Annotated in this window: 24 protein-coding genes; all 24 read left to right on the top strand. The window is 42.2% G+C overall.

Annotated elements, in window-relative coordinates; genetic code table 11:
* Positions 1 to 248 precede the first annotated feature (248 nt).
* The 24 genes from HMPREF0373_RS12080 to HMPREF0373_RS11965 all read left to right on the top strand — a co-directional run bounded on the left by HMPREF0373_RS12080 (position 249) and on the right by HMPREF0373_RS11965 (position 22377).
* Complete coding sequence (locus tag HMPREF0373_RS12080; RefSeq protein ID WP_021740016.1) at positions 249 to 638, top strand: hypothetical protein; 390 nt, start codon at positions 249 to 251, stop codon at positions 636 to 638.
* 61 nt (positions 639 to 699) lie between these two features.
* Positions 700 to 1983 carry a hypothetical protein gene (locus HMPREF0373_RS12075; RefSeq protein ID WP_021740015.1) on the top strand — a complete coding sequence of 428 codons (1284 nt, stop codon included), beginning with the start codon at positions 700 to 702 and terminating at the stop codon, positions 1981 to 1983.
* Positions 1984 to 2152: 169 nt separating this feature from the next.
* Positions 2153 to 2878 carry a hypothetical protein gene (locus HMPREF0373_RS12070; RefSeq protein ID WP_147597894.1) on the top strand — a complete coding sequence of 242 codons (726 nt, stop codon included), beginning with the start codon at positions 2153 to 2155 and terminating at the stop codon, positions 2876 to 2878.
* Positions 2871 to 3728, top strand: a complete 858-nt coding sequence (locus HMPREF0373_RS12065) for a hypothetical protein (protein ID WP_242831212.1) — start codon at positions 2871 to 2873, stop codon at positions 3726 to 3728. Before HMPREF0373_RS12070 ends, HMPREF0373_RS12065 begins: the two co-directional genes overlap by 8 nt.
* Positions 3729 to 3730: 2 nt before the next feature.
* On the top strand, positions 3731 to 4369 hold the full coding sequence (locus HMPREF0373_RS12060; protein ID WP_021740012.1) for an ATP-binding cassette domain-containing protein: 639 nt from the start codon (positions 3731 to 3733) through the stop codon (positions 4367 to 4369).
* Positions 4370 to 4565: 196 nt separating this feature from the next.
* Positions 4566 to 4961: an SH3 domain-containing protein gene (locus tag HMPREF0373_RS12055; RefSeq protein ID WP_021740011.1), complete on the top strand. Its 396-nt coding sequence runs from the start codon at positions 4566 to 4568 to the stop codon at positions 4959 to 4961.
* 170 nt (positions 4962 to 5131) lie between these two features.
* Positions 5132 to 5614 (top strand): RNA polymerase sigma factor, encoded by a 483-nt coding sequence (locus HMPREF0373_RS12050; protein WP_021740009.1) that lies wholly within the window; start codon positions 5132 to 5134, stop codon positions 5612 to 5614.
* Position 5615: 1 nt separating this feature from the next.
* Positions 5616 to 6803, top strand: coding sequence for a hypothetical protein (locus HMPREF0373_RS12045; protein ID WP_021740008.1), 1188 nt, complete (start codon positions 5616 to 5618; stop codon positions 6801 to 6803).
* Positions 6804 to 7327: 524 nt separating this feature from the next.
* Positions 7328 to 8023, top strand: coding sequence for a FadR/GntR family transcriptional regulator (locus HMPREF0373_RS12040; protein WP_049946839.1), 696 nt, complete (start codon positions 7328 to 7330; stop codon positions 8021 to 8023).
* Between the two features lie 205 nt (positions 8024 to 8228).
* On the top strand, positions 8229 to 9620 hold the full coding sequence (locus HMPREF0373_RS12035; protein WP_021740005.1) for an alanine/glycine:cation symporter family protein: 1392 nt from the start codon (positions 8229 to 8231) through the stop codon (positions 9618 to 9620).
* A gap of 197 nt (positions 9621 to 9817) precedes the next feature.
* Positions 9818 to 10618 (top strand): SDR family NAD(P)-dependent oxidoreductase, encoded by an 801-nt coding sequence (locus HMPREF0373_RS12030; protein WP_021740004.1) that lies wholly within the window; start codon positions 9818 to 9820, stop codon positions 10616 to 10618.
* A 405-nt stretch (positions 10619 to 11023) separates the two neighbouring features.
* Positions 11024 to 12280, top strand: a complete 1257-nt coding sequence (gene codB, locus HMPREF0373_RS12025) for a cytosine permease (protein ID WP_044964244.1) — start codon at positions 11024 to 11026, stop codon at positions 12278 to 12280.
* Entirely contained in the window at positions 12277 to 13218 is a 942-nt protein-coding gene (locus tag HMPREF0373_RS12020) for a nitrilase-related carbon-nitrogen hydrolase (RefSeq protein ID WP_021740002.1), read from the top strand. Before codB ends, HMPREF0373_RS12020 begins: the two co-directional genes overlap by 4 nt.
* Entirely contained in the window at positions 13205 to 13420 is a 216-nt protein-coding gene (locus HMPREF0373_RS12015) for a DUF5789 family protein (RefSeq protein WP_022036763.1), read from the top strand. Before HMPREF0373_RS12020 ends, HMPREF0373_RS12015 begins: the two co-directional genes overlap by 14 nt.
* A 210-nt stretch (positions 13421 to 13630) precedes the next feature.
* Positions 13631 to 14074 (top strand): Fur family transcriptional regulator, encoded by a 444-nt coding sequence (locus HMPREF0373_RS12010; protein ID WP_021740000.1) that lies wholly within the window; start codon positions 13631 to 13633, stop codon positions 14072 to 14074.
* 125 nt (positions 14075 to 14199) lie between these two features.
* Positions 14200 to 14667, top strand: a complete 468-nt coding sequence (locus HMPREF0373_RS12005; RefSeq protein ID WP_022036761.1) for a ribosome maturation factor RimP — start codon at positions 14200 to 14202, stop codon at positions 14665 to 14667.
* A gap of 29 nt (positions 14668 to 14696) precedes the next feature.
* On the top strand, positions 14697 to 15938 hold the full coding sequence (nusA, locus tag HMPREF0373_RS12000) for a transcription termination factor NusA (RefSeq protein WP_021739998.1): 1242 nt from the start codon (positions 14697 to 14699) through the stop codon (positions 15936 to 15938).
* The gene (gene rnpM / locus HMPREF0373_RS11995; RefSeq protein WP_021739997.1) at positions 15931 to 16200 is read left to right on the top strand and encodes an RNase P modulator RnpM; all 270 of its coding nucleotides are present in this window, start codon (positions 15931 to 15933) and stop codon (positions 16198 to 16200) included. Before nusA ends, rnpM begins: the two co-directional genes overlap by 8 nt.
* Positions 16190 to 16510 carry a L7Ae/L30e/S12e/Gadd45 family ribosomal protein gene (locus tag HMPREF0373_RS11990; RefSeq protein WP_021739996.1) on the top strand — a complete coding sequence of 107 codons (321 nt, stop codon included), beginning with the start codon at positions 16190 to 16192 and terminating at the stop codon, positions 16508 to 16510. Before rnpM ends, HMPREF0373_RS11990 begins: the two co-directional genes overlap by 11 nt.
* Before the next feature lie 12 nt (positions 16511 to 16522).
* Complete coding sequence (infB, locus tag HMPREF0373_RS11985) at positions 16523 to 19174, top strand: translation initiation factor IF-2 (protein WP_021739995.1); 2652 nt, start codon at positions 16523 to 16525, stop codon at positions 19172 to 19174.
* Positions 19175 to 19191: 17 nt separating this feature from the next.
* Complete coding sequence (rbfA, locus tag HMPREF0373_RS11980; protein WP_021739994.1) at positions 19192 to 19557, top strand: 30S ribosome-binding factor RbfA; 366 nt, start codon at positions 19192 to 19194, stop codon at positions 19555 to 19557.
* Positions 19558 to 19567: 10 nt separating this feature from the next.
* On the top strand, positions 19568 to 20563 hold the full coding sequence (locus HMPREF0373_RS11975; RefSeq protein WP_044964262.1) for a DHH family phosphoesterase: 996 nt from the start codon (positions 19568 to 19570) through the stop codon (positions 20561 to 20563).
* Positions 20545 to 21450, top strand: coding sequence for a tRNA pseudouridine(55) synthase TruB (gene truB / locus HMPREF0373_RS11970; RefSeq protein ID WP_021739992.1), 906 nt, complete (start codon positions 20545 to 20547; stop codon positions 21448 to 21450). The genes HMPREF0373_RS11975 and truB overlap by 19 nt, the downstream gene beginning before the upstream one ends.
* A 9-nt stretch (positions 21451 to 21459) precedes the next feature.
* On the top strand, positions 21460 to 22377 hold the full coding sequence (locus HMPREF0373_RS11965) for a bifunctional riboflavin kinase/FAD synthetase (protein WP_021739991.1): 918 nt from the start codon (positions 21460 to 21462) through the stop codon (positions 22375 to 22377).
* The last annotated feature ends 121 nt before the right edge of the window (positions 22378 to 22498 follow it).

The raw sequence follows: 22498 nt of genomic DNA, 5'->3' as shown, positions 1-22498 counted from the left end.
CATGCAGTAAAAATGCATAGAAATCGTTTTTTATCTTTTTTCATCAGTAAAAGCCCCCGTTTACGATTAGATTAAGGTACCTCTGTAGGAGGTGTTTCAATACTGTAGCCATCGATAGAATGGTCTTTGACATACATAATAAACAATGATATTATTAATTCATCAAATAAAAGGAGAGGAGTCCAATGGTGACTGAAGAAGAGGTGACAGAAAAAACATAATATTTAAACAAATGGGAGGAATTTACAATGAGATTTAAAAAATTGAAGATGAGTATGGCAATGGCAGCTATGTCAATGATGATGTTACTTCCGGCAGCTCCGGTATTTGCTTCAACATCTGATACCTGGTCAGTTAACTATTATAAAGGAGCGCCAACAACTACTGCTAATCCGATAGATTATGCATATGTGGAGTATTATTACAAATATAAAGCGATGGCATATGACCTGACAGGTTCATCGGATAGGACGGTGACCATTTCAAATGCAAATATGACGACACAGTATATTAAACCATCGGCAACAACAAGAACATGGACCATAAAGAAGGGATCATCTACTGTAGTGACGTTTAAAGTCGTAGCAAGTGGTAGCGAATCTTGCTATTCAACCGGAATGATTAAACAGGATAAGTAAGTAATCTTTGGGTGATGCACTCTATCAGTGAGTGCATCATTCAAATTGGAGGTAAAATGCCATGAAAAAGAAAATAACAATCTTCAATTTTATAATAAGTGCAATTTTGGTTTTTACAGTAACAGCATGTGGACAGAAATCAGAAGAAAATAAAAATACATCAGTAAGTACAAATGGCAGTGATATGCTTTTTTCTACAGATGCATATGAAAAGAAACTTTTGCCTGATAGAAGTTCAATCAAGGAGTGTGCCGACACATATGAGCAGGACATTAATGAAATTCTGGCACAGGACAAAGGAAAGTTTGATTTTTCAAATTGTGATTTTGCAGATTTCCCGGATGTAACTTCTTTAAAAGTCATGCTTGAGGAAAAGCATGGAATTACGGTTGAAGAGGCAGAAAAGACTCTTTCTGATTGGGTAACAAGTATTGGAAAACAAACTGTGGTCGATATGAAATCAGATGTTTATTATATACCGGATAATATAAACGAAACAGGTGAATTGTCATTATTCTATGAAGACAAAAAAAAGTTAGAAAATGGCGAGGGATGTCTTATTGATATTCCTGAATGTTATATCAATCTTTTGGGAGACGGAATATATTCTGCCAGTGATGGGAAAATCAGAGAATATATGGGGTATGAGGATGCAGCCTCATATGATGCATTTGGAGATCATGCGGAAGATACGGTAGAAAGTGGAAAAGTTTCTGAATTAGCACAGAAGGAGTATACGTTAATATCCGGAAATCTGTCTGTTGAACAGGGCGCTGAGTTAGTAAAGGATTATTTTTCGGCTGGAACACCATTCCCTTGTGAAAATGGAGTCACCGTAGATGTTCCGGAAGTCAGAATTTTCCGCTTGGGAGATGTTTATGGGTATGATTACACTGTTCGGCGCAAATACGAAAACGTGCCTTTTGCATATATGGATACAGGACATTATCGCTTTTATGCAGATTATCTTTCAGATGCAGACATTAAACATGCATATGTTGTGGATGATACGGGGATTACGGCTTTTTGCGGATATAATGAGGCCAGAAAGCTGACGGAACTTATCTCTGATGACAGCATGATCAGTTTTAAACAAATGCTTGAATTTTTACGGAGTGGTCTTGCATCACGTTTGAATATTAATGTTGAACGTGCAGGGTTAGTTTATTTTCCGGTTAAGTTACAGGGATCGGCAGAAAAAGAGGAAGTGATCGTGTTACCTTGTTGGGAAGTATTCGGTGTGAACGAGATCAAAAATGAAAAGATTTGGATTTATGTGGATGTATTTACTGGAGAGATTTATTACTATACAACAGAAATAAATGAAAGTTCTGATGAAAATTAAATGGGTTTTATCAAGAAGTTGTTAAGATATAAGTTGCAAAAGGATTTTGGGGGAATATATGTGCCAGATGTTAAAAGCAGAATTAAAAAAATTAAGCTTTATACCATATCTGATATTGAGCATCAGTGGAATAGTGTTACTTTGTCTCAGCGCAACTGGAGAGACAGATATGAGTGGAAAACAGATATCGATTTTTTCTTTGATATTTCAGGCACAACAGGCTAATACAGATATATCAAAATCTGCATTAGCACTCTGGCAGGCAGGAATCGGAGGCTGGCTGGTTGTGTTTGCACCGATGCTGCTTTCCATGGGATATATTTTACTACTCTCTGAAGAACGTCGAAACGGACAGATTCGTTTTCATATCTTACGTTCAGGAAATTGGAAGTACTGCATTTCCAAGGTGTGTAGTGGGGCATTGGCTGGTGGAATTGTATTTCTGATCGGATATGCACTGTTTGGATTACTTTTGGTGATGAGATTTCCGTCTGTTCGGACATTTCCTATAGAAGAACAGGAAATATTTTTGCTGGGAAGCAGTATCGGGATTGTCATTATGAAAAAGCTGATCGGAGCTTTTTTGTATGGCATGTTCGGAAGCGTGTTTGGAGTTGGTGTGGCGATTGTGTTCCGGGACAAGTACATGTTAGTCTGTCTGCCTTTTATGATCAATTATATTTATAAGCAGATTTTATCAAAACTGGCAACAGATGCGATGGCTGCGGAGGCCTGGACAAGACTGAACCGGATTGATGCATTCCGCCCGGAGAGTATTATGAATCTTTCACTGGGATGGAACTGGTTCCTGTCAGTCATTTTGATGTCAGCAATCTATGTGGTGTTAGCAGTTATTTTTTACCACAGTGTGAAAAGGGGGGATTGGGGTGCCTGAAAGAAATATGAAAACCGTCCTTCATATTGCCGGAACAGAATTCAAGCGATGGCTTAGAAGCAGCCGTATTATCATACTCGGTGTCATGCTGATCTTCGTGCATATGCAGATTATCGTAACCCTGCAGGACTGTGCTTCGCGGACAGGACTTCCGGTATCAGTGCCGGAAGCTTTTGTTGCACTGGGAAATTCCGGAAGCATTGTCCTGATCCTGCCGGCATTGTTTCTGGTTTTGATGTCGGATTTCCCGCAAAAAAGCGGCATTGATTTTTTGTATCAGATCAGATGTTCAAAAAGAGTATGGATCATGGGACAGATCATGTTTGCGCTGGAAGCGGTCGTATTCCTTGTGGTGTTTCTCATTTTGGCGTCCTGTTTGATGATGGGTGGAAGCGGCGTGTGGAAGATGGAATTCAGTAACGCGGTGACACATTATTCCAGCATCTTTCCGGAACGGACAGGCGATTATATTTTACAGTTGCTCCCGGAAAATCTGTATCAGCAGATGACGTTTCGGACAGCATTTGTGCACACGGCAATCCTGTTGTCGCTGTATTTTTTCTTACTGTCCATGATTTTATTGTTTACATCATTGTGTAATCGAAAATTTACTGGTGTATTACTGGATGGCGTACTGATCGTGCTTGGAACCGTCACATGTTCCGCAGACTCATGGTTGATGTGGCTGTTTCCTATGGCACATGCGATTCCATGGGTACATTACGAGAAATACCTGAGTCAGCAGATATTTCCAATCTGGGGCTCTTATGTGTGCCTGATTGGAAGCTGTGTCGGATTGATGATTTTATGTATGGCTTTGAGCAGAAACTATCAGGCAGGAAGGGGATAAGTATGATTGAGATAAAGGATGTATCATTAAATTTGAATAAACGGCAGATTTTGGATCATGTTTCCCTGAAATTGCAGGAGGGGAAAATCTATGGTCTGGTGGGAAACAATGGAAGTGGAAAGACCATGCTGATGAAATGTGTCTGTGGATTTATTCACCCGACATCAGGAATAGTATTGGCAGACGGAAAAGTAATTGGAAAAGATGTAGATTATCTCCCGGACGCAGGGGTTATTATAGAAACACCGGGATTCATCTCTTATTACAGTGGATTACAAAATTTGAAAGTACTGGCCGGGATTAAAAACAAAATCGGAAATTTACAGATACGGGATGCTATGAAGCGTGTGGGATTAGACCCGGATCTCAAACTTTCCGTTAAAAAGTACAGTCTTGGAATGCGGCAGCGTCTTGGACTGGCACAGGCAATGATGGAATCTCCGTCTGTGCTGATCCTGGATGAACCAATGAACGGTCTGGATAAAAACGGGGTAGAAGAAATCAGGCAGTTATTACTGTCCATGAAAAATGATCATAAAACTATCGTGATTGCAAGCCATAATGCAGAAGACATTCAGGTTTTGTGTGACGAAGTATATGAAATGGAGAATGGAAAGCTTTGTAATATGAATACTGTATAATTTATAGGAATTCCTGGTTAAAAACAAAAAATAACATAATCAGATGAAAACACACAAAGCTACATTTTATTTGTCGTAACATTTTAAGGAGTTTGTGAGCGCATAAGTTAAAGCTAAAGTGAAGATATTTCTTTTCAAAAATAAAGAGTTATATTCATAATAAGATATAGAAAGTAGAGAGGCGGTAGATGAAGTAATGAAAAAGAAAATTATGAGAATATTTTGTTGTATAATGGCAACATTATTTTTAAGTATACCAGGTATGGCGTATGCAACGGAAGCAGGGAATACTCCCATTGATGTTGTACAAAACTATGATGTTCAGATTTTATCGACAGATGTGAAACATAATCGTAGTTTGGCAAAAGTGACAACGCATACTGCGAATGGAGAGATTATCAATAATGGAGTACGATTAAGAAAATCACCAAGTACATCTGCGACAATTCTTGAACTCATGTATGATGGAGAATTAATCTGGATTGACTGGTCGGCATATGGAAGTGCTGGATTAAATTGGCATCGTGTACAGCGAATAAAAACAGGAACCTATGGATGGGTGAGCAAATCTTATGTATATCATTGGGATTAAGAAAAACGATTATATATTGCAGAGGGTTGTGCTCTCTGCATTTTTTAAATAAAAAAGATGCAGATAACATGCATATTCGACTTAATGTGAATTTCAGAAAACCATTTGCAGATTTCAACTGTCTTATATATGTAACTGAAAAATGATAGGGAATTGGTGGAAAAACTTATATGAGTGTAATGAACAAGGAAGAATTATCAGAACTGATCTTGCAAAATCAAAAAGAGATGTATGTACTGGCTTATTCGATACTGCAAAATCAGTCGGATGCTCAGGACGCAGTCAGCGAATGTATCGTGCGGGCATTTGAAAATCGGACAAGTCTCAGAAAACGTGCAAGTGCAAGATCCTGGCTGATAAAGATTCTGATCAATGTATCCCGTTCAGCAATCACAAAACGACAGAAAGTTGTGCTTTTTGCTGATCCGGAACAATACGAGCAGGCTTCAGAAGAACCGGAAGATTATTTATGGTCAGCAATTCTGGAACTGCAGGAAAATGTGCGGGTTGTCATGGTTCTCTATTATTATGACGGTTTTTCGGTAAGGGAGATCAGTGCAATGTTGGATATTCCAGAAGGAACGACAAAGACCAGGCTCTCAGCGGGGAGAAAACAACTGACGAAATGGTTAGAGAACGGAAAGGAGCGGTGACATGTTATCAGATGAGCAAATGGATCGAGAAATCCGGGAACATGTAGAGAAGCATCCAGTGATTCTGCCGGAAGATTACCAGACAATGGTACAGAATCAGATTAAAAAATGTTGTGAAGGTGAAATGTCTATGAGTCAGAACAAACAGCGAAAAAAGAAAATGATTGCAGCAGCCTGCATGATATTATGTATTGGGGTCTGCGGTGCCGGTGGCGTGCGTGCTGGAATGAACTATGCAAAACAGCGTGTGGAGAAGACTTCTGAGAAGGAGCAGGAAGCCCTGTGGATGGATGCCGCCAAAGCAGATGCAGATACATTTTCCAGAGAATTATCCAAAAAGGAACAGCAGAGAATGAATGAACTGGCAGAAAAGTATCAGACAGAAGGATTATTCCCGGATGGAAGTATTTTGCAGATTTCGGATCAATCAGAGATTGTACCTGATCAAATCTGTTTCCTGGCTCAGGCCAGTACTTTTTATCTGCCGGAGAAAGCATTGAGCGATGAGCAGATGCTGGAACTGATTGATTTTTATGCAAAGCGTGATTATAGTGTAACAGCACAGGGACAAAAAGAAGCTGATATAACTGATTCAGCAGATGATGTGACAGAAATCTCTCAGGAGGAAGTAGTAGAAAAAGCATCTGCCTTGTTAGAACGGTTATATGGAGTTAATGCGGATACATTGACAATCAAGACAGAGCATGACCAGGCATCAGATGGAAACGGCGAGACATTTACAACGGATCATATCACTTATCGGGATGAGGCTGCAGGAATTTCTTATCTGGTATCAGTAAATCTGCAGAATGGAGAAATAAGAACCGTTTCAGTGCAAAAAGATACGGGATCAAATTATTCCAAAGAGATAGCAGAAAATGCAACTCAGTATCAGAAACTTTTTCCGGAAGCAGAAAAGATGGCGTATGCCTATATGGAAGAAAATGCTGTGTGGGTTGAAAAACAGATCGAATATATGCGAGATGAAAAACAGATGCTTGGAACAGGAATCGTAAACTATATTTTTGTAACAGATACGGATGCGTGTGTTATCAGCTATAGCTGTACACAGCAATATTTTTATCAGGTACGGGAATTTTCAAAGGATGAATTGGACAGCTACCTGTCAGACGAAAAAGAGCAGGGAGCAATGAGAAACCTGGAACAGGTAATAACAGAAGTAAAGTAATGAAAAATACGACCAAAAATGGCAGAAGTTCAAAATACTTCTGCCATTTTTGGTATGTCGAATAAGAAATAAGAATGAGACACAGTCTGTGGTGAAAAATCCGGATATGAAAAATCAGGAAGGCGATGCCGTGGAGAATCATAGAGAGCAAACGGGCAATCCACAACGTGTCGCGGTACCGATGGCCGTTTTGCTGGCCTGTGTGGGGATAGTACTGTTCGTTAGAAAACGAAGTTTCCGATGAATGGAAAATGGCGTATATCTATAGACGTAATCGCAGGTTTACTGGCGCTGGCACCAATTTCTTCTACTGTTTATGCAGCAACTTCGGCAGTCACTACAAATAGATGTTAAAATTGCGGATCAATCCGATTGTTGTGCAGGATTTGAAAAGTGACTGCTGCACAGGCAGCGATCGCTGATGAGAAATAGGATGTATAGTTGATTCATTTAATGAATTGAATTATAATAGGCATATCACTTTGTGTGGTATGCCTATTTTCATGAAAGGAATAAAAAATACAGTGGCAAAGAATCAGAAAACCTATGGAATAGTTGTAGACTATTTTAAGAAAAAAATTTTAACAGGAGATTTGAAACCCGGAGAGAAACTACCGCCGGAGCGGGAGATAGCGGAAGAACTCGGAGTCAGCCGTAATTCTGTCCGGGAAGCTATCCGTTTTATGGATATGACAGGCGTCATTTCTTCTCAGCAGGGATCCGGTAATTATATCACCTGCGATTTCCAAAGCAGTCTGGAGGAGACCATGGGGATGATGTTTGCCATGGATCAGATTGATTATATACAGATCAGCCAGATTCGTTATTCACTGGAGCGACTGGCATTTACGCTGGCACTGGATCATGCTTCGGAAGAAGAAATTAAATTGATGGAGGATTGTGTGAATAAACTGGATAAAAGCACAGATGCCAGTGTAAATAATGAGTTGGATAAGAAAATTCATTATACCCTGGCGAGAGCGTCAGGAAATATTCTGATTCTGGACATTCTGGAAGCCTGCTCCGGTGTGATTGATGAGTTTGTCAAAGATCTGCGCCGGGAGATCATTCAAGAAGAATCCAGTAAAGAAGCGTTAAATGACTGTCATCATCGAATTGTCAGGGCTTTACGGGAGCATGACAGGGAAGCAGGTATTTTGGCACTGAAAGAGCATTTTTCCATGATTGACAAGATTTTGCTTGATTGGAAAAATAAATAATTGCGACTGCGTTCATCAGCAAGTAGCGCAAGCGGATTGCGAATGTCCGCTTTATAATGAGAGAGAACAGTATGATAATGTATGATGATACATTGTATACTGTTCTCTTTTGTATTAAAATCTGTACAGTAGAAAAAAAGTGTGCTATACTTTATAAGTCTGTCCTGACACAGGCAGAATACAAATGAGTTGAGAGGTTGAAAGAATGTTAGAAATTATTAAATCAGTGAACGCTGTGGTGAATAACTTCATCTGGGGCGTTCCTGCTATGATCTGCATTATCGGGGTCGGTCTGCTTTTGAGTGTACGGACAAAATTCCTGCAGATTCGTAAATTCCCATATGCAATGAAGTCGACCATTGGAAAAATTTTTGATAAGAAAGATGCTTCAGATGGGGCTATGACACCGTTTCAGGCGGTCTGTACGGCATTAGCCGGCACAGTTGGAACCGGAAATATTGCCGGTGTAGCCGGAGCAATTGCCATAGGTGGTCCCGGTGCGGTATTCTGGATGTGGATTTCTGCGCTGCTTGGTATGTGTACGAAGTTTTCTGAGGTAACCCTTGCGGTGCATTTTCGTGAGAAAAATGCCGTGGGAGATTGGGTTGGTGGACCGATGTATTATATTCAGAACGGTCTGAAAAAACACTGGCACTGGCTGGCGGTCCTTTTTGCACTGTTTGGAGTACTGACCGTATTTGGAACCGGAAATGCCACACAGGTAAATACCATTACCACTGCCATTAATTCTGCATTACTCAATTTTAATATCATTCCGGAATCTGCTACGAAAATTACAAATCTGATCATTGGTATTATTGTTGCTGTGATGGTTGCAATGATTCTGTTAGGCGGTGTCAAACGTATTGGCCGTGTCACCGAGCGCCTGATTCCATTCATGGCATTATTATACATTGTACTTGCGTTCGGTGTTATTATCTTAAATATCGATCGTGTACCGGGTGTGTTTTATTCTATTGTTGATGGGGCGTTCCACCCGGCTTCTGTGACCGGCGGTATTGTAGGAAGCTTTTTCCTGAGTATGAAAAAAGGTGTAGCACGTGGTATTTTCTCAAATGAGGCTGGTCTTGGTACCGGTTCCATTGCGCATGCATGTGCGGATACCGGAGAACCGGTAAAACAGGGTATGTTTGGTATTTTTGAGGTATTTACAGATACGATTCTGATCTGTACCCTGACGGCTATGGTTATCCTGTGCAGCGGTGTTTCCGTCGGATATGGCGCAGATGCAGGTGCGGAACTGACAATTTCCGGATTCACTGCAACATATGGCAATTGGATATCTGTTTTTACAGCAATTGCACTTTGTTGTTTTGCATTTTCCACAATTATCGGATGGGGATTGTATGGCGCTCGTTGTATGGAGTATCTGTCCTCTGAAAAATGGGTGAAACCGTTCATGGTGGTTTATGCACTGGTAGCGATCGTAGGTGCAACCATGGATCTTGGCATGCTTTGGAGCATCGCAGAGACATTCAACGGTCTGATGGCGATCCCGAACCTCATCGCGTTGTTCCTGTTGTCAGGTACGGTGGTGAAACTTGTGAAAGATTATTTTGCAAGACATCATAAATAAATGTGTCATATTTTGCTGTATGATAAGATTTGTCTATCATTTTATCAGTAAAAGTTTTAAATTGTCTGAAAAATAGGCAAATATAAAGAAAAAAGCTTGAAATTCCATCGTTGTTTTGTTACACTGTATCTCAGTGACGATGTATTGAAAAAAATACAATCCAAACATTTGAGAGTGACAGGAAAGGAGAAACAGTGATGGGATTTTTAACAGGAAAAACTGCAATTATTACCGGAGGAGGACGCGCAGTATTAAGTGATGGAAGCTGCGGTTCCATCGGATATGGTATCGCAACAGCGTATGCAAAAGAAGGGGCAAATCTGGTACTGACCGGACGTAATGTCAAGAAACTGGAAGATGCAAAAGAAGAACTCGAGCGTTTGTATGGAATCAAGGTACTTCCGGTTCAGGCAGATGTATCTGCCGGTGCTGACAATGAAGCCATCGTTCAGAACGTTGTAAAGCAGGCCATTGATACGTTTGGAAGAATTGATGTGTTGATCAACAATGCACAGGCTTCAGCATCCGGAGTTCCGTTGGAAGAGCATACCACCGATCAGTTTAATCTGGCACTTTACTCTGGATTATATGCAGTATTCTATTATATGAAAGCATGCTATCCATATCTGAAAGAAACAAAAGGATCTGTCGTTAACTTTGCATCCGGTGCAGGATTATTCGGAAATTATGGTCAGTGTGCTTATGCAGCGGCAAAAGAAGGAATCCGTGGCCTTTCCAGGGTGGCAGCAACAGAGTGGGGCAAAGACGGTATCAATGTCAATATCGTATGTCCGCTGGCATGGACAGCACAGCTGGAGAATTTTGAGAAAGCTTATCCGGAAGCGTTCAAAGCAAATGTAAAAATGCCGCCGGCAGGACATTATGGTGATGTAGAGAAAGAAATCGGACGTGTCTGCGTACAGCTTGCTTCTCCGGACTTTAAGTACATGAACGGTGAAACACTGACACTGGAAGGTGGCATGGGTCAGAGACCTTAAGGAACAAAGTACGATGTGGAGAGTTCCTTATATATAGAAATCTGGGTGATGAAATAGTTAGAAGTTGACTGTTACTCTCATCCTGCTATTCGCATATTGCAGATCTGTTATTTTCTTGACAGAGTATACTTACCGTGCTATATTTTAGAACGGCAAAGGTGCCAGAGTATTTTGGTTTAAGATACTCTTGGCACCTTTTTTGTTTGATAGGAAATTACGATGAATTTCCTGTCAAACAAAAGCACTTCGTGCAAACGATGCGCACTCGCACGAGAAGAGATTCTTGCTTTGCAAGCGTGCTCGGCGCGGGCAAGAAAGATGTGCTATTGATAATTTTAAACGCGTAAGTGTGTGATAGCACACTTTCTTGTAAGGAAAAATAGAGAAAAAGAGCAGGAGGGTGTTATGGAAAACAACCAGACAAATGAAAAACGGCAGGACTTCGAACTTCAGGCTGTACCTGACAGCGCGAGAAAAGGGTTTTTACCAATGTTTATGATCATGATGGGATTTACCTTTTTTTCTGCCAGCATGAGTGCGGGCGGTCAGCTTGGTGTCGGACTGAACATGACAAAATTTATATGTGCATTGCTTATCGGTAATGCAATTCTTGGCGTATATACCGGAATTCTTGGATATATTGGATGCAAGACGGGACTTACCCTGGATCTGATGGCGAGACATGCTTTCGGAAAGAAAGGATCCTGGCTTTGTTCTGCAATTATTACTTTTACACAGATGGGATGGTTTGGTGTAGGTATTGCAATGTTTTCTATTCCGGTAGCTGAGTTGACAGGTGTTCCGGTGGTGGTTCTTGTTATTCTGGCTGGTGGTCTTATGACAGCCTCTGCTTATTTTGGTATTAAGTCGCTGGAAATTATAAGCTGGATCGCAGTTCCGGCAGTCGGTATCCTGGGCTGCATTTCCGTAGGACTTGGAGTATCTTCAATGGGTGGAATTGATAGTTTGTTTGCTGCTGAACCACAGAATCCGATCACACTGGCAACAGCCATTACACTGGTTGTAGGTTCATTCATCAGTGGAGGTACAACAACTCCGAATTATACACGTTTTGCAAAAACTAAGAAAATTGCTGTTATCGCAACTGTGATTGCATTTTTTGTAGGAAACTCTCTGATGTTCGTTTTTGGAGCAGTGGGTGGTTCTGTAACCGGACAGGCAGATATCTTTTATATTATGATCGCACAGGGATTAGCACTTCCGGCGATCATCGTACTTGGATTAAATATCTGGACCACAGCAGATAACGGATTATATTCCTGCGGGCTTGGGCTTTCCAATATCACAGGATACTCTAAAAAGAAAATGGTACTTGTCAGCGGCATGATTGGAATCGTAGCTTCTGTCTGGTTATATTATAACTTTACTTCCTGGCTGACGTTCATGGGATATGCGATTCCGCCAGTCGGTGGTGTGGTGATCACAGATTATTTCATGCATCAGAATCGTTATCAGGATAATGATACAACAAATATGAAAACTGCAAAATGGTATGCAGTTCTTGCAGTTGTTGCAGGTGCCGTGATCGGCCTGAAAGTGCCGGTTGGTATTGGTTCTGTCAATTCTATTATTGCGGCATGTGTGATTTACTTTATCGGAGATAAGATCTGTGATAAAGGCGATAGAAGGATACAATTATGAACAGGGGAAATGTATTTGGAATTAATGGGAAAATTGAGACGGAATGCCTGACCGTAGTTGGTGCACAGTATGCACCTATTGGCGCTATGGGTATGGAAGAAGTAGATCGAAATACTGATGTACTGCTTTCCTTTATGGATCGGGCATCCGGCGGTTTCCCGGGATTTGATCTGTTTGTGGCACCGGAGGCGTGCATTCAGGGATTTCCGCAGTTTGGATGGGAAAAAGCTCTGCTTACTATGGACAGCCCGCAGATTAAAAAGTTTCAGGAAAAATGTGCGGAACTGGAAGTGTACGGTGTGTTTGATTTTCTGCTTCGCGTGGATGAACAGAACAATTTTACCAATACGGCTATTGTGATCAATGACAAAGGTGAGATCATTCACCGTTATGATAAGATGAATCCGTGGATTCCTTTCGAGGGTTCTATACCGGGACGCAGCTGTACGGTATGCGACGGACCGAAAGGTGCAAAACTTGGTATCATTATCTGTGCAGATGGCGATTATCCGGAAATGTGGCGCGAAGCAGCGGTGCAGGGGGCAAATGTAATTATCCGTCCGACTCACTATATGGATCCGTGGCAGAATGCCTGGGAGATCACCAATAAATCCGGAGCGTATTTTAATCAGGTATATGTAGTTGCTGTCAACTGCTCCGGAACAGCAGAAAATGAGAATTTTTCCTGTTTTGGCCGCAGTATGATTCTGGGACCGGACGGAAATGTGATCTGCGAGGGTGCAAATGGAGCACCATCCATGATCAAAGCAGATTTGTATCCGGGGATTATCGATGCCATGCGCAGTCAGGCAGTCCATTCTGCACCGATGTATTCTTATGTACATCGTGGTGCTTCCAGCCATCCATATGCGGGCAGAGGACTGGATACTTCGGATTATACAGCTTATAAGCGAGGTGGCGATGATGGCACAGTTTAAAGGAATGTTACATTTACTGCACAAGCGGATGGCGAATGTCGCTTATCCTATTAGTAAACAGGAGATATTGGAACAGATCGGTGATGAAATTGTCAAAGTGGATATGGAGCACTATTTAAGTGTACGGGAGATCATCGCACCGATCCGGCAGGAAACGTTTTCCTGTGCGGCAGAATTTTACTGCGCGCTGCTTGGCGCGTAGCAATTAGGGCGGAAGGGGGTGTGCCCCCATCCTTTTATGCAGACGAAAGAATGAGAGACTCTTTGAAAACGGTCAGAAGCAAGTATCGGTTTCAAAGAGTCTCTTTTTGGTATGCTGTGATTACTCATAATAAGTGCAGGATAAAAATAATTATTGACACCTAACGAATGTTGCTTTATACTAAAACAAGATAGAGAAAGGGAATCTAGTATGCAGGCAACAGAGTTGGAAAAGACAGAAAACTATTATCGGACACAGATGCAGAAAGACAGAATCGTGGAGCGATTAAAAGAAAACGGATGTCGTATCACAAAGCAGAGAATGGTTTTAATGGATGTTATTCTGAGTGGCAATTGCAGCAGCTGCAAAGAAATTTATTATAAAGCATCAAAAATTGATCCTAAAATCGGAACAGCTACCGTGTATCGAATGGTGAATCTGTTGGAAGAAATTGGCGCAATCAGCCGTGTGAATTTATATGAAGTAACATATGTGACGGAAAAACGTCCGGAAGAACATGTGATTGAACTGGATGACAGTTCAGTACGTGTGTTGTCAGAAATGGAGTGGACCAGAGTCATTGAGCGGGGCCTGCGGGCATGTGGATATATTGACCGGCAGAACGTGAGAACTGTAAAACCGGGAATTGCGTAAAAAAAACTTGCATCTTTGAGAAGAGTGTGCTATCTTTATATAAGAATATGTTGTAAGTAGTAAGAGTGGGCGTGAGTCCACTCTTCGTTGTTGTTATGGTGAAACCTGAGAAAGAAGGTGACAAAATGTCAAAAAGAGAAGAATATGAAGCACGCACAGAAGCATTATTACTTCCTATTATGGAAGAAATGCATTTTGAACTGGTGGATGTGGAGTATGTAAAGGAAGGCAGTACCTGGTACCTGCGTGCTTATATTGATAAAGAAGGCGGTATTACCGTTAATGATTGTGAAGCAGTTGCCCGCAGAATGAACGATCTGCTGGATGAGGAAGACTTTATTTCAGATTCTTATGTGTTTGAAGTGAGCTCGCCGGGACTGGGCAGACCACTGAAAAAAGAAAAAGATTATGTCCGCAGTATGGGAAAGGAACTGGAGATTCGTACCTACCGTGCAATTAATCGTCAGAAAGAGTTTTACGGAGTTCTGACTGCATATACAGACGATACCGTTACAATTTGTACGGAAGAAGATGAAGAACTGACATTTCAGAAAAATGAAATTGCACTGATCAGACTGGCATTTGATTTTTAGGCATTCGAAGAACAGGAGGAAAAGAAAAAATGGCTAAAACCAGCAAAAACAGCAAAAACTCTGACAGCAGAGAATTACTGGAAGCATTAACAATTTTAGAGAAAGAAAAAAATATCAGCAAAGAGACACTTCTGGAGGCAATCGAGAATTCGTTACTGACCGCATGTAAAAATCATTTCGGAAAAGCGGACAATATCAAAGTTACGATTGATCCTGAGACCTGCGAATATCATGTATGGGCAGAGAAAACTGTAGTACAGGAAGTAACAGATCCGCTGACAGAGATCAGCTTTGCTGAAGCAATGATGATGAACGGTACACACGGACTTGGCGATGTGATCCATGAGGAAATCCATTCCAAAGATTTTGGACGTATTGCTACGCAGAATGCTAAGAATGTTATTTTACAGAAAATCCGTGAAGAAGAGCGGAAAGTGATCTATGATCAGTATTACGGAAAATCAAAAGATATCGTAACAGGTATCGTTCAGCGTTATATCGGCAATAATGTAAGCATTAACCTTGGCAAAGTGGATGCTGTTTTAAGTGAAAACGAGATGATTCCGGGAGAGACATTTGAGCCGACAGATCGTATTAAAGTATATGTCATGGATGTGAAATCAACTTCCAAAGGACCGAAAGTACTTGTGTCCAGAACACATCCGGAACTGGTGAAACGTCTGTTTGAGGCAGAAGTTGCAGAAGTTCGTGACGGAATTGTGGAGATCAAGAGCATTGCTCGTGAGGCTGGAAGTCGTACCAAGATGGCGGTATGGTCCAATGATCCGGATGTAGATCCGGTAGGAGCATGTGTCGGCATGAACGGTGCGCGTGTCAACGCGATCGTAGAAGAGTTAAATGGTGAAAAAATCGATATCATCAACTGGAACGAAAATCCGGCTATGCTGATCGAGAACGCTTTAAGTCCGGCAAAAGTAATTTCTGTTATCGCAGATGCTGAGGAAAATAAAGCAAAAGTTGTTGTTCCGGATTATCAGCTTTCCCTGGCTATCGGTAAAGAGGGACAGAATGCGCGCCTTGCGGCTCGTCTGACCGGATTCAAGATCGACATTAAGAGCGAGACACAGGCAAGAGAAGCCGGTGACTTCATGGATTATGAAGAAGATTATGAGGATGATGCGCTTACAGAAGATGAACTGAATCTGGATGAGGATTTTGAGGATACAGCTTATGACGAACCTGCAGAAGATGAATCTTATGAATATGAAGAAGATGAATTTGCAGGAGAAGAGGATAGTGAGAATGACTAAAAAAAATCCGATGCGCATGTGTGTGGGGTGTCATGAAATGCGGGAAAAAAGAGATCTGATCCGTGTTTTAAAAATGCAGGATAATACATTCTGTATCGATCCGGCTGGCCGGAAAAACGGCCGCGGTGCATATTTGTGCAAAAATCCGGACTGCCTGGAACTGGCAGTGAAAAATCACGGATTGGAACGATCATTCAAAATGAGTATACCAAAAGAAATAGTCGCAGAATTGGCAGAGGAGATGAAAACGATTGCAGAATAACAGAATTTTATCCAGTCTGGGCCTTGCGCAGAAAGCCGGCTGTATTGCCAGCGGTGAGTATGCGGTAGAGAAAGCAGTAAAAGGGGGGCTGGCGAGCCTGGTGATCGTGGCAGAGGATGCTTCTGATAATACAAAGAAAAAAATGAAAAATATGACAGCTTTTTATGAGACACCTCTGTATGTTTACGGAAGCAAAGATGATCTCGGTCATTGTATTGGCAAGGAATACCGTTCTATGGTAGCAGTTCTGCAGCCGGGATTTGCAAAGTCTGTCATGAAGCAGCTTGACAATAGACCAACAACTGAATAGGGAGGATCTGGAATGGCAAAAATTAGAGTTCACGAAATTGCAAAAGAATATGATGTGACTGCGAAGGAGGTTATTAATTTCCTTCATGGACATAATATAGAAGTAACAAATTTAAGTTCACTGGAAGACAATGCAGTGTCACTGATCAGAGGAAAATACGGTAAACAGGACAGCACGGATGATAAGAAAGAGCGCCCGAAAAAGAAAGCAAGTATTTCAGCTGTATACAATCCGCAGAACAGCAAGATGGGTAATCGCCGTCCAAATAATGGAAACCGTAATGAACGCAACGGTGATCGTCCACAGCGAAATAATGGCGACAGACCACGTAATAATAATGGTGATCGTCCACAGCGAAATAACGGAGACAGACCACGTTACGACGGAGACCGTCCGCAGAGAAATAATGGCGACAGATCGCGTTACGATGGTGATCGTCCACAGCGAAACAACGGAGACAGATCACGTTACGACGGAGACCGCCAGCAGAGAAATAATGGCGACAGACCGCAGAGAAGATTTGGCGACAGACCGCAGAGACAGGAAAATGGTGATAGAAATGGCCGTTATGAAAGAAAAGACAACAATAATCAAAAAGGTTTCCAGGGTAATCGCGGCGGCGGTAATAGTTTTGGAGGTAATCGAAACAATCGACAGGACGGTCAGAATCGTTCAAGAGAGACGAGAGGACGCTTAGATCAGGAAATTTCACGTATGAACCGTGACAGCGCAAAGGCTCCGATCGAGGAGTTGCGCGGAAAAGAAAATACACACGCAAATAAAAAGAAGAATAAACAGGATTATGAAAGAAAGAATAGGAAGCAGGAGCAGTATGTAAATCTGGAGAAAAAAACCGGACATAAAAAGCGGAATGCACAGCCGCAGCCGCAGGCAGAGAAAAAGGCCGATGAGGTTCGCAGCATTGCACTTCCGGAAGTGATGACGGTACGTGAACTGGCAGAACGTATCGATGTGCCGGCTTCCAAAGTTGTAGAAAAATTATTTATGCAGGGCATTCTTGCAACCGTAAATCAGGAGATTGATTACGAAAAAGCAGAAGAAATCGCACTGGAGTTCAACTGTATCGCTGAGAAGGAGGAGAAAGTGGACGTCATCGCAGAACTTCTGAAAGAGGAAGAAGAGGATGAAAACACACTGATTTCCAGACCGCCGGTTGTATGTGTAATGGGACACGTTGACCATGGTAAAACTTCTCTGCTGGATGCTATCCGCGAGACACATGTAACGGATCGTGAGGCTGGTGGTATTACACAGCACATCGGTGCATCTGTTGTAAAAATCAACGGACAGAAGATTACATTTCTGGACACGCCGGGTCATGAAGCATTTACTGCTATGCGTATGCGTGGTGCAAATGCTACAGATATCGCAATTCTGGTAGTTGCGGCAGATGACGGTATCATGCCTCAGACGGTAGAAGCCATCAGCCATGCAAAAGCAGCCGGTATCGAGATTATCGTAGCGATCAACAAGATCGATAAAGAGAGTGCAAATATTGATTATGTAAAACAGGGTCTTGCTGAGCAGGGACTGATTCCGGAAGACTGGGGTGGAAGCACGATCTGTGTACCGGTATCTGCACGTACTGGTGAAGGAATCACAGAGCTTCTTGAAATGGTATTACTGACAGCAGATATCCTGGAACTGAAAGCAAATCCGAAGAGAAATGCGCGTGGTTTGGTGATCGAGGCACAGCTGGACAAAGGCCGTGGTGTTGTTGCAACCGTCCTTGTTCAGAAAGGTACTCTGAAAGTCGGCGAGCCGATTGCTGCAGGAAGCAGCTATGGTAAAGTCCGTGCGATGATCGATGATAAGGGAAGAAGAGTCAAAGAGGCTGGTCCTTCCACTCCGGTTGAAATTCTTGGTCTGAATAATGTTCCGAATGCAGGTGAAGTATTCGTGGCATGTGATTCCGAGAAAGATGCAAGAAGCTTTGCAGAGACTTTTGTATCTCAGAACAGAGAGAAAATGCTGGAAGAAACCAGATCCAGAATGTCACTGGACGATCTGTTTTCACAGATCCAGACTGGTAATTTAAAAGAACTTGAACTGATCGTAAAAGCAGATGTTCAGGGTTCCGTAGAAGCTGTAAAACAGAGTCTGACAAAACTTTCCAACGAGGAAGTTGTTGTAAAAGTAATCCATGGAGGTGTTGGTGCGATCAATGAGTCCGATGTTTCCTTGGCTTCGGCATCTAATGCGATCATCATTGGATTTAATGTAAAACCGGATATGACCGCAAAAGCGACTGCAGAGCAGGAAAAAGTAGATATCCGTCTGTACTCTGTAATCTACAAAGCTATCGAAGATATTGAGGCTGCCATGAAAGGTATGCTGGATCCAATCTTTGAAGAAAAAGTCATCGGTCACGCAGAAGTACGTCAGATCTTCAAAGCTTCCGGTGTCGGCAACATCGCAGGTTCCTATGTACTGGATGGTGTATTTGAGCGTAATTGCAAGGTTCGTATTACAAGAGAAGGAAAACAGATCTTTGAGGGCGATCTTGCATCCCTGAAACGTTTCAAAGATGATGTCAAAGAAGTAAAAGCCGGTTACGAGTGCGGCCTGGTATTTGATGGATTTAATGATATTGCAGAGTTTGATATCGTAGAAGCATATAAGATGGTAGAAGTACCGAGATAGGCTGGAGATGATAAAATATGAGAAAAAACAGTATTAAAAATACCCGGTTAAACGAAGAAGTGATGCGTGAATTATCAACCATTATCCGCAATGAGATCAAAGACCCGCGGATTCATCCGCTGACCACTGTGTCAGCGGTGCAGGTTGCACCGGATCTCAAAACCTGTAAAGTATACATTAGTGTTCTTGGTGACAAAAAGGAAAAAGAAGATACGATTGCAGGATTGAAAAATGCGGCCGGCTATGCACGCCGTTGCCTGGCGCAGTCTCTGAATCTGAGAAATACTCCGGAATTGAGATTCATTCTGGATGAATCCATTGAGTATGGAATTGAAATGTCCAAAAAGATTGATGCACTGACAGGTGGTAAAGAGGAAGAATAAGAGGATGACCATGATTTCATTAGATTCATATCTGGATGGGATTACTACCGTTGCCATATCCGGTCATATCCGGCCGGATGGTGACTGTGTAGGATCCTGTCTGGCTGTATACAATTATATTTGTGATAATTATCCGACTATTATGGCTGATCTGTATCTGGAACCGATTCCGGAGAAATTTCTGTTTTTGAAAAATGCAGACAAAATTCGTCACATGAAGTCGACGGATGGAAAAAAAGAGTATGATCTGTTCATTGCACTGGACTGTGGTGATGTGGACCGCCTTGGTTTGTCCGGGCAGTATTTTGAAGTGGCAAAAAGTACGTTTTGTGTGGATCATCATATCAGTAACCAGTCATTTGCTGATTTTAATTACATTTTCCCAAATGCAAGTTCTACCTCAGAACTGGTATATCAGCTGATGGATGAGAGCAGGATCACAAAGGAAATCGCTGAGTGTATTTATCTTGGCATCGTACATGATACCGGAGTGTTTCAGTATTCCTGCACTTCTTCCAAAACAATGGAGATTGCGGGTCAATTGATGGACAAAGGAATCGATTATTCCAGAATCGTAGATGATACATTTTATATTCGCACTTTTGCGCAGCAGCAGATTCTTGGAAAAGCGCTGATGGATGCAGAACTTCATTTTAATGGAACTTGTATTTCCAGTGTGGTCAAACGGAAACAGTTAGAGAAATTCCATGTAGAACCAAAGGATCTTGATGGAATTGTCAGCACTCTTCGTTCTACGGCAGGCGTAGAAGCGGCGGTGTTTGTATATCCGAATGAAAACGATACATATAAGGTAAGTCTGCGTTCTGCTTCTTATATGGATGTGGCACAGATTGCAATGGAGTTTGGCGGAGGCGGTCACAGTCGGGCTGCCGGGGTATCCATGGAAGGAAAACCGGATGAAATACTCAAAAAAGTGCTGGCAAAGATGAAAAAGCAGCTGAAAGATAAAGATACAGAGGAAGATGGATGTACAACGGAATCATAAATGTATACAAAGAAAAGGGATATACATCTTTTGATGTGGTGGCACGGATGCGGGGCATCTGTGGACAAAAGAAGATCGGACATACCGGAACATTGGACCCGGATGCGGAAGGTGTTTTGCCGGTATGTCTTGGAAAAGCCACAAAAGTATGTGATATGCTGACTGATTCGGATAAGGTCTATCGGGCGGTGATGCAACTTGGCATAGAAACTGATACCCAGGATCTGACAGGAACCGTTCTGTCAGCCTGTGAAGTCCCTGTGCTGACAGAGACCGAAATCCGGGATGTGATTCGGACTTTTCAGGGCGAAATCATGCAGGTGCCGCCGATGTATTCTGCATTGAAAGTAAATGGAAAGAAACTGTGTGATCTGGCCAGAGCAGGTGTGACAGTGGAACGAAAAGCACGTCCGGTAACTATTTATGAGATTCGCATTGAACGTGTGGAATTGCCGGAGATTGAATTGACAGTATCCTGTTCGAAAGGAACTTATATCCGTACACTGTGTCATGATATCGGACAGAAGTTTGGCTGCGGTGCGGCAATGAAAAGTCTGCTCCGTTTACAGGCTGCAGGGTTTGTATTGGATGGGGCACATACGTTGGATGAAATTCAGTCATACAAAGCTGCAGGTTCTCTGGCAGAAGTGATTACGCCGGTAGAACAGGTGTTTTCCGTATATCCAGTGCTGACAGCAAAGCCGGTGTTTGATATGATGTTGAAAAACGGAAATAAAATGGCACCGGAGCAGTTTGCTGAGTATATTGTACCGCAGAACGGCATGCTTGTGCGTGTCCGTATGTCGGACGGAAGATTTGCAGCAGTGTATGAATATCAGGAAACACTTGGTCTGTACCGTCCTTCAAAAATGTTTTTAGAGGATTGACAATCAGTGATGAAATATATAAAAGATACTTTGGATTTTAAAATAGAAGAACCTTCAGTGATTACCCTCGGAAAATTTGATGGTCTGCATACCGGACACCGTTATCTGATGGATGCTATGCAGAAGGGAAAAGAACAGGGGCTCAAATGTGTGATTTTTACATTTGATATTCCGCCGAAAGCAATTCACAAAGACGCATACAGTGTATTGTCTACCAATGAGGAAAAAGCACATATTTTTGCGGAAGCTGGAGTGGATTATCTGGTTGAGTGTCCGTTTACGGACGAGTTCCGACAGCTTTCACCATATGCATTTTTGCAGATGCTGAAAGAGAAAATCAATGTAAAGATGATTGTTGCCGGAACGGATTTCCATTTTGGTTATCAGCGCTCCGGTACTTACCGGGAATTACAGCAATATGCGGATGACCTGGGATATGAGGCAGTGATCGTCAAAAAGAAGCAGTATAAGGGGGAGGATATCAGCAGTACCCGTATCCGTGCCAGAATCGCAGAGGGTGATATGGAGGAGGCAAACTATCTGCTAGGGTATTCCTATTTCCTCACAGGTCCGGTCCTGCATGGCAACGAGATTGGACGGACCATCGGGATCCCAACTGCCAACCAGCGGCCGGAAACATTTAAACTGCTTCCGCCCAAAGGGGTATATGCAGTGAAAGTGCTGGCAGAAGGAAAGCAGTATGACGGTATCAGTAACGTAGGTTGTAAACCGACCATTGAAGGAATAAATCCTATGGGGGTTGAAACGTTTTTATTTGATTATTCCGGAGATTTATATGGCAAGGATATCCGCGTATCCTTTCTAAAATTTATTCGTCCGGAGCAGAAGTTTGGTTCACTTGCAGAACTGAAAGCACAGATGGATCGGGATATTTTGGTTTGTAAGAAATATTTGAACGCAGAATAAGCATTCCCCAGCTTCAAGTGCGTAGAGCGTTAAGCGTTGGGTAAGGGGGGATGCTTAATCAGTGGGAGTTAAAAGCTCCCACTGACGGAGCGCAAAGCGACTGCGTTCATGAGCAAGTAGC

Source organism: Eubacterium ramulus ATCC 29099 (genome assembly GCF_000469345.1).
GTDB lineage: Bacteria > Bacillota > Clostridia > Lachnospirales > Lachnospiraceae > Eubacterium_I > Eubacterium_I ramulus.
Note: the sequence above shows the minus strand (reverse complement) of the source record. Positions and strands in the feature narration are given on the sequence as shown.